The organism is Halococcus saccharolyticus DSM 5350, from assembly GCF_000336915.1.
Taxonomy (GTDB): Archaea; Halobacteriota; Halobacteria; order Halobacteriales; family Halococcaceae; genus Halococcus; species Halococcus saccharolyticus.
Genome location: NZ_AOMD01000005.1, coordinates 30,675 through 46,965 on the forward strand (window position 1 = coordinate 30,675; position 16,291 = coordinate 46,965).

The window sequence follows — 16,291 nt, forward strand, 5'->3', positions numbered from 1 at the left end:
TTTCAGGGGTGGGCCAAACGGTCGAAACGGGATGGCCTGGATGGTCGACACGGAACGTACGGAACGGTCGACACAGAGGCGAGAGGGATGGCAACGGCACAAAGACGAAGAGGTTTGTAGTCACCCTGGGAACCACCGACGTGAGCTACGTAGAGGCCTCCAGTCGCCGGTCGCGATACGAGACGGTCGGACTCGTCGTCGGTTTCTTCCTGCTCTCGACCGCCGCGGCAGCGTACGAGATCGCGCCCGCAAGCGTCCTTCCACTGGTTCGCACATCGATGGGGATCGACGCGAGTGCGGCGGGCTGGCTGATGAGTGTGATGTACGCGACCGCCGTCGTCGCCAGCGTGCCGGTCGGGATCGCGCTCGATCGGGTTTCGGTGCGGCGAGCGATGACGGTCGGCGGGATCGCGCTGGTCGTGGCGGGCGTCTGGGGGTGGTTCGCGGCGGCGGCCGGCGCGTACTGGTGGTTGCTCGTCTCGCGCGTGCTCGGCGGGATCGCGTACGTGCTCTTCTGGAACGCCGGCGCGAACACCATCGGTCGCGCAGTCGGCCCCGACGTCCGCGCGACCGCGGTCGGGATCTTCACCGCGAGCGCACCGGTCGGATTCGCGCTCGGCCAGTTCGGGAGCCCGCTGCTCGCGCGGCCGTTCGGCTGGCCCACAATCTTGCCCGCGTTCGCGGCGATCGCCGTCGTCGGCCTCGGTATCTTCCTGCTCGCGACCCACGGGCGCTCGATCGACGTCGAGGCGGACAGCCCCGATCGCGACGGTTTCGTTCGTCTCTTCACCGATACCGCCGTCTGGACGCTCTGTGCCTGCTGTTTTCTCGCGTACTCGCTGTACCTTTTTCTCAACACGTGGCTCCCGAGCTTCATGGTCGAGCAGTTCGGCGTTCCGTTGGCGGTTGGCGGGGTTCTCACCGCGCTCTTCCCGGCGATCGGGGTCGTCTCGCGGTCGAGCAGTGGGGCACTCTCCGATCGAGTGTTCGGGCGTCGTCGCCGCCCCGTGACCGTGGCCGCCTTCGCCATCGCGACGCCCGCCGTCGTCGCGTTCGCCGTGGTGTCGCGCGTTGCGGTGCTCGTCGTGGTGTTGGTCGTCAGCGGTTTTGCGGTCCAGCTCGCCATCGGCCTCCTGTTCTCGTACGTGACCGAGGTCGTCGCCGCCGAGGTGCGGACCACGGCGGTCTCGCTGCTGACGAGCGTCGGCCTGTTTGGCGCGTTCGTCGCCCCGATCGCCGCCGGCCGGATCATCGACGGAGTGGGCTACACCCCGGCGTTCGTGCTCGCGGGTGGTGTTGCGCTGCTCGGCGTCGTTCTCGCGTGGCATGCGCCCGAATCAGACGGGTGAGTCGCGGCCCGTCCCCGGATCGATTCGGTATCTCTTTTTTGTCCCGCGTCACCGACGAACGGACGATGGCTACGAGTCGAGTCCAGTAGTCGGAGGGGCGATGAGCGCTCACTCCGAGCGCGCACGCGAGATTCTCGGGTTCTCACGGTGGTGGCAGATCGTCGCCGCGGTGGTGATGATGGCGCTCGTGAGCCCCTATCAGTACGTCTGGTCGTCGATACGCGGGCCGCTCGCCAACGATCTCGGCATCTCACTGCCGGCGCTCGGGTTCGTATTCACGCTGTACGTGATCTTCCAGTCGGGATCGCAGTTTCCCGTCGGATGGGTCCGCGACCGCCGCGGGCCACGCGGACTGTGCCCCCGATCGCCGACGGGGTGGGACGGTTGAGCGTCGGCGGCATTTCGGACCGGCTCGGCCGCAAGCGATCGATGGCGGTGGCGTTCTCGCTCTGTGGACTCGGGTTGTTCGCACTCGTCGGAGCGGGCGCGGTCGGGACGTCGGCAGCCTTCCTCTGTGCAGTGGCCGTCGCCGCCTTCTTCGAAGGTACACAGTACACGCTGTTTCCGAGCCTCGTAGCCGATTACTACGGCCACGCACACTCCTCGACGAACTACGCGGTGCTCTACTCCGCGAAGATGATCGGCGGCGTCTTCGGCGGCACCGCCGTGGGCTGGCTCGTCACCGCGACCGACTGGTCGGTGGCCTTTCTCGTCGGCGGGGCGCTGGCGGTCGGTGCCAGTCTCGGCGCGATCGTGCTGCGCCCGCCCGGCGATGCGGCGACCGACTGAGAGGCAACTGGCCCGAGAGGTGACTTGGTCGAACCGGCCGATCCTTTCGAGCGAGATCGACGGCGGCCGACGAGTTATTCGGGCCACCGGACGACGAACGGTCGTGAGCGATCCGAACTTCGAGAGCTTCAACCACGAGTCGCACATGCGACGAGCGTTCGAACTCGCTCGCGAGGCCACAGATCGTGGCGACCGGCCCTACGGCTCCGTGCTGGTCCGCGACGACGAAATCGTGATAGGCGACTCGAACCGTGTGCGCACTGAAGACGACGTTCGTCGCCATCCCGAACTCCACCTCGCGTATCGTGCGTGTCGGGAGTTCGATCCCGACGAACGTGCCGCAACGGCGATGTACACCAGCACGGAGCCGTGTCCGATGTGTGCCGGCGGGATGCGTACCGCAGCGTTCGGCCGGGTCGTCTACAGCGTCGGTGGCGACGAGCTTCCCGACTTCGGCCGCGACGAACCGTCAGTCCGATCCGCGACGATTCTCGACTGTGTCACCGAGGTCGTTGGCCCCGTTCTGAACGACGAAGGACGGCGGATTCACCACGAGTTCGACTGACAACTCTCCGGGCGCTGTGGCGGCCGTCGGCTGCCGGCGGCCGGCGTCGTAGTTCAGCTGGCGCGTTGGTCGTCGATCGGCGGCGTGTCGATGTTCGTCGCCGAGCCGACGCCCACACGATCCAGAACGGATGGGCCGTTCGAGACGATGCGAACATCCGAAGCGGCGGCTGGTACGAGGACGCCGCGCACCGCGAAATTCCTCGCCGATCACCGATCGACCGCCATCGAGAGTAGCTCGAGAGGCGAAATTCGATCACCAGTCATACCGTCCGATGACGCTCACCTGTGTGATGACTATCGGTGGTCGGTCAGTCGTCGGCGGACGCGCCCGACTCCGTCGCCGAACTCTCGCCAACCGCCTCCGGAGCGGCTGTTGGACCTCGATCGAGCGCGACCGTCTCCTCGACCTGGGTGTAGACCAGCACCGCGCCGATGGCGGCCGCTGCGGCACCGGCCGCAAAGGGCGCGGCGAGACCGTACCGGATCAGATAGCCCGAGGCGAGCGGACCGATGGCGGTGCCGAGCCCGAAGCTCATCGTGAGCACCGAGAGCTTCGTGCCGGACTCGCCGCCTGTGGCGAGATCGCCCGCGAGTGCGAGCGAGGGCGCAAACACCATCGCCCCGGCGACGCCCTGGACGAAGCGCGCGCCGACCATCTGCCACGGTTCGACCACGAACCCCTGGGCCAGCGTCGCCGGCACAAGCAACAGGAGGCCAGCGACGATGAACGGCCGGCGGCCGAGGCGGTCGCTCGCGCTGCCGATTGGGGCCTGCAACAGCACCTGTGCGGCGGTGAACGCCGCGAACTCGATCCCGAACAGCGTCGCGCCCTGGTCGAGTCGAGCGTTGATCTCGGGCTGGATCGTCGAGAACAGCGCGATCCCGATCGCCATGAACAGCGACGCGACCCCGAGCGTGAACACCGGATCGAGCAGGTGGTCGTCGTCGTGTGCGAGGACGGCGATTCCGAAGCCGTCGTCGTTCGTATCCGTTGCCTCGGTATCGTCGGTCTCGTCGGCGTCCGAGACGAAGATCGTCACGACGACGGCGCTGACCAGCGCACCGAGTGCCGCGATGTAGAAGGCGGCGTCGAACCCGCTGAGCGTCCCGAAGATCGGGAGCGTGTACGGCCCGCCGCTGACGACCGCGCCCGCGATGAGCGGGCCGGTACCGAACCCGACCAAGCGGAAGGTGTTGAAGATCCCCATGTTCCCGCCGCGGGTTTCGGCGGTCGCGAGCTCGTTCACCAGCGCGATCGTCGCCGTGACGGTGAACGCCACGCCGATCCCTTGGAGCGCACGGATCAGCAGCAACGAGACGTAATCCCCCGCGAACGAGTACGCGAAGTTCGCGATTGTCAGAACCACGAGCCCGAGGACGATGAACACCTTTCGCTTGCCCGCCGTGTCCGACAGACGACCGGCGAACGGCTGGACGCCGCTGTTGAGAAAGCCGAACACCGAGAGGATCAGCCCCGTCACCAACGCTTCGGTCAGCCCGAACGCTCCGCCCGCCACGCTGCCGCTCGCGATGTACAGCGGCAGGACGACGATCAGGAAGGAGTTCCCCAGCGAATCGGCCATCCGTGCGAGCGCGAGCGCGAGGATGCGTCTGTCGAGATCGAACGGTCCCACGCTCACACGCACCTCGCCGAAACGCGACCGCTCCGCGACCGAGCCGAATCGTCGCGCCGTCTGTCGGTTTTCCGCTCGTCACCGCAGCTATCGTTGTCTCCTGTCGCGCTGCAACCGGGACGGTCGGACGATTGCCGTCCGTTTGATCGTCTCCATTCCATGCTACTCATTCTAACTAACTAGTCAGTCAGTTCTTATGAGTCTTCCGGCCACTTGCGGTGTGGGAGAAAACAACAGCCTCAGGTCCGCTCCGGCACCCGGAGATCGCGAAGTACCTGTGCTTCGAGCGCGTCGCGCACCTCGACGGCCATGTTCTCGTGATCGAGCGTGATGTGATGGACGCGACCGCCGAGCATGGTCGCGAGCACGAGCGTTGCCGTCTGCTCGGCGTCGACATCGTGGAAGACACCCTGCTCGATACCGTCGTCGATGACCGCCGTCAGCATATCGACGAGGAGCTCGTAGTTCGTGGTGAGTTGTGCGCGGTACGCGTCGTTGTGCGGGGCCTGCGAGCGGAGTTCGAGCAGCGCCGCGTGGAACTCGTGGTTGCTCCGGGTCGCTTCCTCGTCGTCACCGAGTCCGAGCAACAGTTCGTCGACGAGCGCATCGAGTCGGTCGTTCGGGTCGGCGTCCTCGCCGACGGCGAGGCGTTCGGTGAAGCGATCGAGGAGGTAGTCGAGAAAGGCGACGAGCAAGTCGTCTTTCGTGTCGTAGTGGTAGTGGATGACGGCCTTGGTCTTCTCGAACTCGTCGGCGATCGCCTGCATCGTCAGATTCGCGTAGCCGTGTTTGCTGAGCGCGCGATACGTCGCCACCATGATCTCCTCGCCGGTATCGACCGCCTCCCGATCGGTCTCCGAAGTACTCATCGCCCACATCGTGGTGTTCCACGAGTATCAGCCTTGGCTACGAGCCGCGATACGTGCCTCCTCGGGGCCCGAGACACCGGAATCGGCGGTTTCGTGCGATCAGTAATGCCAGGGAACGTCCGAAAAATCCGGTTCCCGTCCATCCATGAACGCCTCGCGTCCCTCCTGGGCTTCGTCGGTCATGTACGCCAGTCGGGTGGCCTCACCCGCGAAGACCTGCTGGCCGACCATCCCGTCGTCGGTGGCGTTGAACCCGTACTTCAGCATCCGGATCGCGGTCGGGGACTTGGCGTTGATGGTTTCGGCCCACTCCAACGCCGTCGATTCGAGGTCCTCGTGCGGGACGGCTTCGTTGACCATCCCCATTTCGGCAGCTTCGTCGGCCGAGTAGGTCTTCCCGAGAAAGAACACCTCGCGCGCCTTCTTCTGGCCGATCTGTTTCGCGAGATACGCCGAGCCGAACCCCCCATCAAAGGACGCCACGTCGGGATCGGTCTGGAGGAACTGTGCGTGTTCGCTGGAGGCAATGGTGAGGTCACAGACCACGTGGAGGCTGTGGCCGCCGCCGACCGCCCAGCCCGGCACCACACAGATCACGGGTTTCGGGATGTGCCGGATCAACCGCTGGACTTCGAGGATGTGGAGCCGCCCCGTCTTCGGCCGTTCGTCCTCGTTCGACTCAGGACCGTCCTCGCCGGCCTCGGCGTCGCTCCCGTCGCCATCGTTGTACTCGTAGCCCGACCCGCCGCGGACCGACTGATCGCCGCCCGAACAGAACGCCCAGCCGCCGTCTTTCGGCGACGGCCCGTTCCCCGTGAGGAGCACGCAGCCCACGTCAGTCTGCCGTTTCGCGTGATCAAGCGCGTCGTAGAGCTCGTCCACGGTTTGGGGCCGGAAGGCGTTCCGGACCGCGGGTCGATCGAAGGCGATCCGGACGGTGCCCGATTCCGTGGCATGGTGGTAGGTGATGTCAGCGAAATCGAACTCGTTGATCGCCTCCCACTGTTCAGGGTCGAACAGATCTGAAACCATGCGTTTCGTGCGACCCGACGGCCGAAAAAGGTTGATCGTTTGGCGACCGTCCGGTAACGTTACGTGAACCCGATTCCGTCCGATCGCTGTTCGTCACCGGCCGCACTGCCGTGGCAGTGAACGGCTGTGTCACGACCACTTGCAAGGGAAGGCACAGACAGTATCCGTGAATATCTGTGTTACCAACTGGTAGTCTCGTGATCGAACGTCACACAGAGCGATCGGGTGAACCGCTCGTTCGACCGACGACCGAACGCCGAAGCCGATACACGGAGTAACAACTGATAGTGAACAGCACACGACGCGACTTCCTGAAGCTCGGTGGCGGGGCGGCTGCAACCGCCGGTCTCGGTGCGACGGCCGGCTGTACCAGCGTCCTCGGAGCCACCGGAACGGACGCGGTGAAGGTGAGCTCGATGCGCTTTCCCGAGGCCATCCTGCTCGGGTACATGGCGCTCGAATCGCTCCGGGCGAACACCGATCTCACCGTCCACGACGAGACTGGGCTCGGCGGGACCGTGATGAACTTCCGGGCGGTCGACAACGGCGAGGTTGACCTGTTCTGGTTTTATACAGGTGGGGCGTGGGCGACGATCCCACCGAAGAAAGAACGGGTCATCCCCGACGCCGAGAAGCTCTACGAGGCAGTCAAGCGCAAGTTCGAGCGCCACTACGGGCTCGCCTACCTGAATCGCGCGCCGTTCAACAACACCTACGTCCTCATCGCCGACCGCACGTGGGTCGAACAGACTGGCGTGCAGACCATGAGCGACTTCGCGGCGTACGTCAAGCAGGGGAACACGGACTTCACGGCGGTGATGGGCCCCGAGTTCCAGCAGCGCTCGGACGGTTGGCCGGGGCTGACGAAGCATTACGGGTTCGACGGCGTCGCCAACGAGCTGAACATCCGGACCGTGAGTCCCTCTCTCGCCTACCAGATCGTCGCCACGAGCGACGCGAACGTCGGGATGGGGTTCAGCACCAACCCACAGATCCTCCAGTACGACCTCGCAACGATCGAGGACGATCAGGGCTTCTTCCCGATCTACAACCCCGCCCCGATGGTGAGCGACGCGATCGAGCGATACCCCACGATGGCCGAACCGCTGAACGCCATCGGGCCGTCGCTGAACACCGAGAAGATCATCCGACTCAACAAGGCGGTCTTGCTCGACGGGAGAGACCCCCAGCGGGTCGCCCGCGAATATCTCCAGACGGAGGGACTGATATGACGGGTCGAGCCAGGGCTGCGAACCGCGTGGTGGGAGCATGAGTCCCGCAGTCGTGCCGTTCGTCGACGAACTCGTCGGGTTCGCACTCGACAACAGCGATCGCCTCGTACGGATGTCGATCGAGCACGTCGTGCTCGTGCTCCAGGCGCTCGCCATCGCGCTCCCGATCAGCGTCGGGCTCGGGATCGCCATCAGCTACAACGACCGGGCGGCGACGGTCGTGCTCTGGATCGCGGGCGTGTTGCTCACGCTCCCCGCGATCGCCCTCTTCGGCGTGCTGGTTCCCTCGCTCGGGATCGGCGCTCCCCCGGTGATCGCCGCGCTGGTGGCGTACGCTCAGCTCCCGATCATCCGGAACACCTACATCGGCGTCACGCAGGCCGACGCCGCCGCAGTCGAGGCCGGCACCGGGCTCGGGATGAACCGGATCGAGCGCCTCCGGCGGGTCCGCCTGCCCGTGGCGCTCCCGGTGGTGATGGCCGGCATCAGGAACGCCGTGGTCATCCTTGTGGGGCTCGCCGCGATCGGCGCATTCATCGGCGGGCCAGGCCTCGGCCACTTCGTCTTCTACGGCATCAGCCAGGGCGACACCGCGATGATCGTGGTCACCACGGTACTGATCTCGGTGCTCGCGCTCGCGTTCGATTACCTGTTCGCGCTCGTCGAGCGCGGCCTCCGACTGCGCAACGGCGAACAGCTCGAACCGACGTACGTCACACGAACCGCCCGGGCGGTCAGCACACAACTCACATGATCCGATTCGACAACGTTCACAAGCGGTACGACGACGGCACGCACGCCGTCGAGGGAATCGACTTCGAGGTCGAGGCCGGCACGACGACGGTGCTCGTCGGCCCCTCGGGCTGCGGGAAGACCACCACGATGCAGCTGGTCAACCGGCTCGAAGAGCCCACCGAGGGCACCGTCCACTACGACGGGACCGACGTCCGCGACCTCCCGGCGACCGAGCTCCGCCAGGACATCGGCTACGTGATCCAGGACATCGGGCTGTTCGATCACATGACCGTCGGCGAGAACGTCGCCACGGTGCCCGAACTCAAGGACTGGGACCGCGACCGGATCGACGACCGGGTGGACGAACTGCTCGATCTGATGGGGCTCCCATCCGAGGAGTACCGCGACAGCTACCCCACTGAGCTCTCGGGCGGCCAGCGCCAGCGGGTCGGCGTCGCGCGGGCGCTCGCGGCCGACCCCGCGGTCATCCTGATGGACGAACCGTTCGGCGCGCTCGACCCCATCACCCGCGAGGAGCTTCAGGACGAGTTCCTCGACATCCAGTCCGAACTCGACACCACCATCGTCTTCGTGACCCACGACATCGACGAGGCGCTCAAGATGGGCGATCGGATTGCGGTGATGAACGGCGGCGAGCTCGTCCAGTACGACACCCCAACCCGACTGCTCGACGATCCCGCGACCAAGTTCATCGAGGACTTCATCGGCCCGGATCGGACCCTGAAGCAGCTCCAGGTGCTGCAGGTGAGCGAAGTTATGCACGAGGACGTCCCCGACGAACACGCCGACGTGGTCGAGGCGTTCCGGTCCGACGACGCCGTGATGGCCGACGGTGGCGAGATCATCCCGGTCTCGCCGACTGACAGCACGCAGGTCGCGCTCTCGCGGTGCATCCAGGCGGGCGTCGACGCGCTGCCGGTGGTCGAGGACGCCAACGTGGTTGGCGTCGTCACCGAGGCAGACATCAGAGCCCAGCACGCGCCAGACACGGACGCCGAAGCAGGGGGAGAGACGGCGACAGGAACCGGAACGGGGGCAGCCGGGGAATGAGCGTCGTCAGTGTGCTCGTCGAGACGTGGTCGTATCTGGTCGCGAACGGGGACGCGTTCCTCGAACTCCTCCGCGAACACCTCGTGTTGGTGTTCGTCTCCGAGCTACTCGCGATCGCGGTCGCCATCCCGCTGGGCGTGCTCGCGATCCGTAACGACCGGGTGCGGACGGTCGTGGGCGGTGCCGGCAACGTCGCCCAGACCGTGCCGACGCTCGCGGTGATCGCGCTGGTCTTCCCGATTCTCGGGCTCGGCTTCCTCCCCTCCGTCGTGGGGCTGTTCGTCTACGCACTCCTGCCGATCCTGACCAACACCATCGCGGGGCTCGAAAGCGTCGACGAGAGCACCGTGAACGCCGCCCGCGGAATGGGGATGAGCGACTGGAAGATCCTCCGGAACGTCCGGCTGCCGCTCGCGCTCCCCGTGATCTTCGGGGGCATCCGGACGAGCGTGGTGCTCAACGTCGGGACCGCCTACCTCGCGTACTTCATCGGCGGCGGCGGGCTCGGCGTCTGGGTCGTCAGCGGGATCAAACTGTTCAACACCCCGCGACTGCTCGCCGGGGCGATCCCCGGCGCGCTGCTCGCGGTCGCCCTCGACGGCGCGCTCGCGCTCCTCGAACGTCGGCTCGGCAGCAGCGCGACGTCGGACCAGGTCGCGGCCGCGGGCTGAGCGACGCCTCGATATCGGCCTGCGAAACCTGAGTCAGGCCCGTTCGAAGACGGTCCCGTTGCAGTTCCCGCACGACGACGGGTTGCGATAGTACTCCTTCCCGCACGTTCCACACTGCCAGTTCGCCCCGAGGAGCCTGCTGAGAACGCTCATGACGATCGATAGCGCCGTGTGAACGAAGACCTATCGATTCGAGCGGTCCGGGGACCGGAGTTACCGACAGTCCCCGCCGAAACTCACTCGTCGAGCGCGTCGGACGCCCGCTCGTGGACGGTCTCGCGGAACTCGTGGCTCGTCTCGGCATCGAACTCGACCTCGATGACCTGTGTTCCCGTCGCGTCGAGCGACGCGCGGTAGGCGTCCCGGAACGCCGCGCGACCATCGGCACGAACGAACTCGAAGCCGTACAGCTCGGCGGTCGGTGCGAAATCGAGGCCGTGTGGTGTCTCAAACTGCTCGGTGAACGGCGGGTCGAACTCGGCGATCGGCAGCATCCGGAAGATGCCGCCGCCGTCGTTGTCGACCAGCACGATCGTGGCGTCGACCCCGCACCGCACGAGTGCGAGCAGCCCGTTCATGTCGTGATAGTACGCGAGATCGCCGAGCACGAGCACGAGCGGGTCGTCGGTCGCGCTACCCGCGCCCAATCCAGAAGAGACGATCCCGTCGATCCCGCTCGCGCCGCGGTTGCCGAACACGGTGAGGTCGGCATCGCGGGGCTGCCCGAACCGGTCGGCGTCGCGCACGGTCATCGAGTTCGAGACGAACACCGTCGCGGGGTTGGGAGCGTCGGCGATCACGTCGCCCGGAACCGTGCCCTCGAAGAACTGCTCGTCGTGTGCGGTCTCGATTTCGTCCCAGTAGCGCGCCTCTGCCGTTCGAAATCGCTCGCACCACGCATCGCTCGCGGACGAGTCGAGCCGCCCCACACGATCCGCGAGTTTGCGCGCGAGTCTGTTGGGATCGGCGATTACGAGGTCGCTCGCGGTGAAGGTTGCCTCGCGCCACTCGCCCGCGGGATCGACGACAAACTGGCGTGTTCCCGACTCCTGCACCGCGTCGCGGAGGTAGTTTCTGAGGACCTTCGAGGTGGGTGACGCGCCAACCCGGAGGACGGCCTCGGGAGCGGGCCAGTCGTCGACGGCGTTCGCGTCGAGGTACGAGTCGTAGCCACCACATACAGGAACGTCGAGATCGGCGAGATGCGAACCGTACCGCAGCCCCGAGAGCGGATCGGCGAGCACCGGAAAGCCGGTCGCGCTCGCGAGTTCGGCGAACGACGACGGGTCGAGCGTCGTGCTCGGACCGGCGACGACGAGACCGTGCTCGGCTTCGAGTGCCTCGTTCACTCGTTCCAACCCGGCGTCGTCGAGGTGGGGCTGACCGAGTTCGGTCCCGACGAACGGCCCGTCGCGGCCCGTCGCGGCGAGCGGTTCGTCGGCTTCGAACCCGTCCGGCACGTCGCCTGACACGGGAACGGGTTCGAGTGGCTTTCCGAACGGGAAGTTGAGATGCACGGGACCGGGCGGCGTCCCAGTGCTGGCCGCGAGCGCGCGGGCGGCATCGACCCGGAGCGAACGGAGTTTTCGGCCGTCGGCCGCGGGTTCGGGGAGATCACGGTAGAACCGGACCGCCGACCCATAGAGTTTCTCCTGGTCCACGGTCTGGTTCGCGCCGCTGTCGCGAAGTTCGGGCGGCCGATCGGCGGTCAGGACGAGGAGAGGGACGCGCGCCTGATTCGCCTCGATCACCGCGGGGTGGAAGTTCGCGGTCGCGGTCCCCGACGTCGAAAGCACCGGCGTCGGTTCTCCAGTGCGTTTCGCCCGACCGAGCGCGAAGAAGGCCGCCGAGCGCTCGTCGAGGTGGGAGAAGATTCGAATTTCGGGGTGGTCGGCAAACGCCACGGTGAGGGGTGTCGAGCGGCTGCCGGGGGCGATACAGACTGCCGAAACGCCCCCCTTCGCGAACTCGTCGACGAACGTCTCGGCCCAGAGCGTGTTGCGGTTCGGCCAGTTCGAATCGTCGCCAGACTCGTTGTCGCGCCCAATTTTTTCACGACTGTCATGTCTGTTTCGCTCGTCGCGCTCGTTTCCAGTCATTCGCGTTCGAGTTCGTCGAGCACGGGCCGAAACTTCGGCCCGAGCTCCTCCCACTCCTCGTCGGGATCGGAGTCGGCGACGATACCGTTGCCGGCGTAGAGCCTGGCGTGGCGACCGCCGGCGACCGCCGACCGAATCCCGACCGCGAACTCGCCGTCGCCCGCGGCGTCGAACCACCCCATCGGTGCGGCGTACCATCCCCGATCGAATGGCTCGGTCCCGTGAATGACCTCGCGCGCGCTCTCGGGCGGCAGCCCGCCGACCGCGGGCGTCGGATGAAGCGCCTCGACCACGTCAAGAACGTGTGTATCGTCGTCGAGAGTGGCGGAGATCGGCGTCCGGAGGTGCTGGATGTTCGCGAACTTCCGGACATCGCGCTCACCGACCTCGACCCGGCCGAGCGGCGCGAGGCGTTCGCGGATGGCGTCGACCACGAGCGCCTGCTCGTGACGGAGTTTCTCGCTGGTTCGGAGCGATCGTGCGAGGTCGGCGTCGGCCTCGGGCGTGTCGCCACGGGCGACCGATCCCGCGAGCGCCTCGGTTTCGACCGCCTGACCCGTGATCTTCACGAGCCGCTCGGGCGGCGGGCCGAAAAAGCCGGCGTCGGCCGTGGGCTGGACGAGAAATCGATAGCACTCCGGATAGGTCCGGCGGAGGCGTTCGAGGGTGCCCGGCACGTCGATCGGCGAGGCGAGATCGACGTCGAGTGCGGTTGCGAGCACGACCTTCTGGAGGTCGCCCGCCCGGATCCGTTCGACGACCGCCGCGACGCCGTCGGTCCATTCGTCCTTCGAGGCAGTCCGTCGAGTGGCGGTGACTCCCGGCCCGCCGCCGCTCGGGCGCATCATCGGCAGGTCGGTGATCGCGTCGTGTGCGGCGTCGAGATCGGCCGTGACCGTCGCTGGATCGACGTCCGGCCCGGCCGCCGTGACGGTCAGCCACGTCCGATCGTCGGCTCGGGTGAGCTGAATCCGAGGGACGACGAACAAGGCCCCTGGGAATCCGGTCCACGGCGGAGCAGGTTCGTGCGACGGGTCGAACGCGAGCCCGCCGATGGCCCGCGGACGTGCGGCAGGTGGTCCGTCGGTGTCGCTGTCGGCGAACAGCGCCGCTGCGTCCTCACGGAGTATGTCGAATCGGTCTGGCCCGGTGGCCGTGAGCGTGGCCGCCGCGTCGCCGCCGACCAGTTCGAACCCGTCAGGTGTCGCCCACGACACGCGCGGAGCCGACTGGCTGGCGAGAAATGCTGAAAAGGACAGATCGGAAACCTCCCGCGTGCGGCTGACCAGCCGCCCGCCCGCAACGTTCGTCGGTCGGCTTTCGTTTCCTGCCTGTTCCATTACCGGACGTTCGGGTGGCAAGCCCTTGAGCGTGTCCTTCCACCGCTCTCGCCCGGTTTTCGTCACCTCGTCGCGTATCGATCGAACGGCCACGAAAGTCAGCACGACGTCAACCGACGAGTTGATGTAATTGGCGCGTCACCCTGTCAAAACCCGTCGTCTCGGTGCCGGCCAACGACCGTCGCGCAGTTCGATCCGCCGTCGCCGAATTTCTCACGGATCGTTCCGGCGGAAACGAACCATCGATCGGTCTACGGAAACAGTAACGAATGTTTCCGCTCCGACCGATGTTTTTTCGTACAAGCGAACCGATGTTCCCGTCAGAGTTAAATACCCTTCTGTCGAAGCACGATTGCTCCGATGCCCAAGGTAGAGATCACGATCCCGGAACAGCTCGAAATGCGGATCGCTCGGATGGTCGAGGAGGGAGAGTTCCTCAACCGCGAAGAAGCCATCGAAGAACTGCTTTCGGCCGGCATGCGCGCGTATCAGGCGAGTGGGCCCACGGACGAGGACGAGGAACCGGGCCTCGAAGACGACGGCATGATGGGTCACGAGGACGAGTACGTTTTCTGAACTCCCGCGAGTGGGGTACGTGACCACGCTTGGGACAACGATTAAACCGAGCGCAGTCGTACAGGAGGGTAATGCACAAAGACGAATTGCTCGAACTCCACGAGCAGATGGTGCTGATCACCGAGTACGTTCAGGACCGCGAAGAGGTCGATCCCGGACTGTTCGACGAATACGCAGAGCTCGACATCAGTCCCGACGATGTCCACAAATCGAAGAGTGAACACAAACACGCCGTGTTCGTTCTCGGCAACGCGCTCGCCAACGCAATGAGTGACGACGAGTTCTCCGACGCCGGCCGGATCGGCAAGCGCATGCGCGAGCTCGCCGACGACACGGAACAGAAGCTCTAGCACCCACTTTTTTAGACGGGGGCATCGCGCGCCTCCGGCGCGCTCAACCCCCGACCAAAAACCTGGACTAAAAACACCCGCTCGCTCACTGCGTTCGCTCGCGGTAGAATTGCTGGCGCTCCCCGCAACCGCACAGCACCGCCGAAGCCCTCGCTCGTTTCACTCGCTCGCCCTTCATCCACCAGGCCCGCACCGCCACTGCCCTCCGCAACCGCAGCCGCGTCCGCAACGCACCGCCTACTCCGGTCGCTCCATCCGAAAGCGGCCGTCGGTCCGACAGTAGTAACTCCCCGAGAGCCGGCCGACCGCGTCGAGCTTTTCGACGTCGAGTTTGCCGTCGGTCGTCACGCCCTCGTCGAGATAGACCGAGACGACCTCACCGAGCACCATCGTGTTCGAGCCGATGTCGATCGACTCGTAGAGTTCGCACTCGAAGGCGACCTCGGCCGCGGCGACCCGTGGCGGCGCGACCGCTTCGGAGGCCGCGCGTTCGAGACCCGCGTGATCGAACTCGCTTTCCTCGGGCGGGAGCGTCGCGCTCGTGGCGTTCATCGCCTCGGCGAGCGGCTCGGTGACGACGTTGACGACGAACTCCTCGGTATCGAGCGCGTTGCGCGCCGAATCAGAGAGTCCCTCGGGTCGCTCAGAGCGATCGGTGGGCGCGAACATCACGACCGGCGGAGCGGTGCTCACGACGTTGAAAAACGAGTACGGCGCGAGGTTTGCGACGCCCTCCGGTGAGAGCGAGCTCACCCACGCGATCGGCCGCGGAATCACCGCGCCTGCGAGCGTGCGGTACAGCGAGCCGTCGAGGTCGTCGGGATCGATGCGAGTCACGCGGTCGGACTACCCTGCCCCTCCGGCGGATCGATCTTCTCGCTGCCCGGTTCGGATTCGTCGACGGTGAACCCCGGACCGCTCGTAGCGATCTCGAACACCAAGCCGTCGGGGTCGTTGAAGTAGATGCTCTTGAAGTACGTGCGATCTCGGACCCGCGACACACGAACGTCGTGTTCCATCAGGTGTTCGCGCCACTCTCGGAGGGTGCCCTCGTCCTCGACGCCGATGGCGAAGTGGTGGGACGCCCCCGGGCCGGGCTGACCCTGCGAGTTCGGATACTCGAAGTACGTCACCGTCATCCCTGGCTCGCCCTCGGGGGTCGCCGAGAAGTAGTAGTGTGGCGTGCCGGGGTCGTCGTAGTTTTCGGTCATCTTGACGGTGTGGAACCCGAGCACCTTCTCGTAGAACTCCCGGGTTCGTTCCATGTCGGTACAGATGTTCGTCACGTGGTGCAGTCCGGTGGTGGGTGGTGTGTCTGGCATTATCGGAAAATTCGGGGTGGCTTCGCGAGCTATTCGTCGGCGGGACCGCGCGAGAGGAAGAACAGCGCGCCGCCGAGGAGCGCGGTGTTCTTCAGGAAGTGGATCACCTGCTGTTCGCGCTCGGCCTCCTCGCGGTTCCAGAAGTCGTGCATCGTGGGCGTCACGCCGACGAGAAAGGCCGCAATCGCACCGGCGGACAGCCGCGGAGCACGACCGAGAACGACCCCGAGGCTCCCGGCGAGGAGCATGCCGCTCGAAAGCGGCACGAGTCGGTCGGCGGCGGGCACGCCGTTCGACTCGGCGTACGCGGCCATCCCGTCGATGTCACGGAGGTTGTCGATCGCGGTGAACGCGAGTACGCCGCCGAACAGCGCGCGCCCGAGCGTCGAGAGTCGACCCATCAGGCGCTCACCGCCCCGTGAGCCGGCGATCGATTCGCGATACGTCGTCGGAGAGTAGTAGTCGGTATCACTTCGATACCGGGTTGGTGACGGGCACGTATATCCCTTCCCGGTCACGGGTGTAACGGGGTGACATCGATGCTATCGGCGAACCGAAGGACGGAGCAACACGACACGCTCGGCGGATTTCGACCGTGGACCGATCGACAAGCCGGTATCACGACGTTACCTAGTTGGAACCCGAACTCATATAT

General features: G+C 66.0%; 17 protein-coding genes and 1 pseudogene. 9 read left to right on the forward strand and 9 right to left on the reverse strand.

Features of this window, described 5'->3' with window-relative positions; translation table 11 throughout:
• The first annotated feature begins 125 nt into the window (after positions 1-125).
• From C449_RS01515 to C449_RS01530, 3 genes and pseudogenes are all read left to right on the forward strand, one after another.
• On the forward strand, positions 126-1,349 hold the full coding sequence (locus C449_RS01515; RefSeq protein WP_394295346.1) for an MFS transporter: 1,224 nt from the start codon (positions 126-128) through the stop codon (positions 1,347-1,349).
• Between the two features lie 100 nt (positions 1,350-1,449).
• Positions 1,450-2,138 (forward strand): annotated as a pseudogene (locus C449_RS17320) (MFS transporter).
• A gap of 103 nt (positions 2,139-2,241) precedes the next feature.
• Positions 2,242-2,703: a nucleoside deaminase gene (locus tag C449_RS01530; protein ID WP_049913818.1), complete on the forward strand. Its 462-nt coding sequence runs from the start codon at positions 2,242-2,244 to the stop codon at positions 2,701-2,703.
• Positions 2,704-2,756: 53 nt separating this feature from the next.
• On the opposite strand, the gene C449_RS18040 is transcribed toward C449_RS01530, so the two are convergent.
• From C449_RS18040 to C449_RS01545, 4 genes are all read right to left on the reverse strand, one after another.
• Complete coding sequence (locus tag C449_RS18040; RefSeq protein ID WP_161606427.1) at positions 2,757-2,894, reverse strand: hypothetical protein; 138 nt, start codon at positions 2,892-2,894, stop codon at positions 2,757-2,759.
• A gap of 119 nt (positions 2,895-3,013) precedes the next feature.
• The gene (locus C449_RS01535; protein ID WP_080504874.1) at positions 3,014-4,288 is read right to left on the reverse strand and encodes an MFS transporter; all 1,275 of its coding nucleotides are present in this window, start codon (positions 4,286-4,288) and stop codon (positions 3,014-3,016) included.
• A gap of 290 nt (positions 4,289-4,578) precedes the next feature.
• Positions 4,579-5,208 carry a TetR/AcrR family transcriptional regulator gene (locus C449_RS01540; RefSeq protein ID WP_006076113.1) on the reverse strand — a complete coding sequence of 210 codons (630 nt, stop codon included), beginning with the start codon at positions 5,206-5,208 and terminating at the stop codon, positions 4,579-4,581.
• 99 nt (positions 5,209-5,307) lie between these two features.
• Complete coding sequence (locus C449_RS01545; RefSeq protein ID WP_006076114.1) at positions 5,308-6,240, reverse strand: 1,4-dihydroxy-2-naphthoyl-CoA synthase; 933 nt, start codon at positions 6,238-6,240, stop codon at positions 5,308-5,310.
• 287 nt (positions 6,241-6,527) lie between these two features.
• Between C449_RS01545 and C449_RS01550 the strand changes: the two genes are divergently transcribed.
• The 4 genes from C449_RS01550 to C449_RS01565 are packed head-to-tail and all read left to right on the forward strand — an operon-like array spanning position 6,528 to position 9,949.
• A complete protein-coding gene (locus C449_RS01550) occupies positions 6,528-7,472 on the forward strand; it encodes a glycine betaine ABC transporter substrate-binding protein (protein WP_006076115.1) in 945 nt (314 codons plus the stop codon).
• A 37-nt stretch (positions 7,473-7,509) separates the two neighbouring features.
• Positions 7,510-8,226 (forward strand): ABC transporter permease, encoded by a 717-nt coding sequence (locus C449_RS01555; RefSeq protein WP_006076116.1) that lies wholly within the window; start codon positions 7,510-7,512, stop codon positions 8,224-8,226.
• Positions 8,223-9,278 carry an ABC transporter ATP-binding protein gene (locus tag C449_RS01560; protein ID WP_006076117.1) on the forward strand — a complete coding sequence of 352 codons (1,056 nt, stop codon included), beginning with the start codon at positions 8,223-8,225 and terminating at the stop codon, positions 9,276-9,278. The genes C449_RS01555 and C449_RS01560 overlap by 4 nt, the downstream gene beginning before the upstream one ends.
• Positions 9,275-9,949, forward strand: a complete 675-nt coding sequence (locus C449_RS01565; RefSeq protein WP_006076118.1) for an ABC transporter permease — start codon at positions 9,275-9,277, stop codon at positions 9,947-9,949. The genes C449_RS01560 and C449_RS01565 overlap by 4 nt, the downstream gene beginning before the upstream one ends.
• A gap of 236 nt (positions 9,950-10,185) precedes the next feature.
• Here the strand turns inward: C449_RS01565 and menD are convergent, their stop codons facing one another.
• The gene (menD, locus tag C449_RS01570; RefSeq protein WP_006076119.1) at positions 10,186-12,048 is read right to left on the reverse strand and encodes a 2-succinyl-5-enolpyruvyl-6-hydroxy-3-cyclohexene-1-carboxylic-acid synthase; all 1,863 of its coding nucleotides are present in this window, start codon (positions 12,046-12,048) and stop codon (positions 10,186-10,188) included.
• On the reverse strand, positions 12,045-13,493 hold the full coding sequence (locus C449_RS01575; protein WP_006076120.1) for an isochorismate synthase: 1,449 nt from the start codon (positions 13,491-13,493) through the stop codon (positions 12,045-12,047). The genes menD and C449_RS01575 overlap by 4 nt, the downstream gene beginning before the upstream one ends.
• A gap of 255 nt (positions 13,494-13,748) precedes the next feature.
• On the opposite strand from C449_RS01575, the gene C449_RS01580 reads away from it, so the two are divergent.
• Positions 13,749-13,964 (forward strand): DUF7120 family protein, encoded by a 216-nt coding sequence (locus C449_RS01580; protein ID WP_006076121.1) that lies wholly within the window; start codon positions 13,749-13,751, stop codon positions 13,962-13,964.
• A gap of 71 nt (positions 13,965-14,035) precedes the next feature.
• The gene (locus C449_RS01585; protein ID WP_006076122.1) at positions 14,036-14,314 is read left to right on the forward strand and encodes a UPF0058 family protein; all 279 of its coding nucleotides are present in this window, start codon (positions 14,036-14,038) and stop codon (positions 14,312-14,314) included.
• A 237-nt stretch (positions 14,315-14,551) separates the two neighbouring features.
• On the opposite strand, the gene C449_RS01590 is transcribed toward C449_RS01585, so the two are convergent.
• Genes C449_RS01590 through C449_RS01600 form a run of 3 tightly spaced genes read right to left on the reverse strand, consistent with a single transcriptional unit; the run spans position 14,552 to position 16,037 of the window.
• On the reverse strand, positions 14,552-15,151 hold the full coding sequence (locus C449_RS01590; protein WP_006076123.1) for a flavin reductase family protein: 600 nt from the start codon (positions 15,149-15,151) through the stop codon (positions 14,552-14,554).
• Positions 15,148-15,636 (reverse strand): VOC family protein, encoded by a 489-nt coding sequence (locus C449_RS01595; RefSeq protein WP_006076124.1) that lies wholly within the window; start codon positions 15,634-15,636, stop codon positions 15,148-15,150. The genes C449_RS01590 and C449_RS01595 overlap by 4 nt, the downstream gene beginning before the upstream one ends.
• Positions 15,637-15,665: 29 nt before the next feature.
• The gene (locus tag C449_RS01600; RefSeq protein WP_049913811.1) at positions 15,666-16,037 is read right to left on the reverse strand and encodes a DoxX family protein; all 372 of its coding nucleotides are present in this window, start codon (positions 16,035-16,037) and stop codon (positions 15,666-15,668) included.
• Positions 16,038-16,291: the final 254 nt, after the last annotated feature.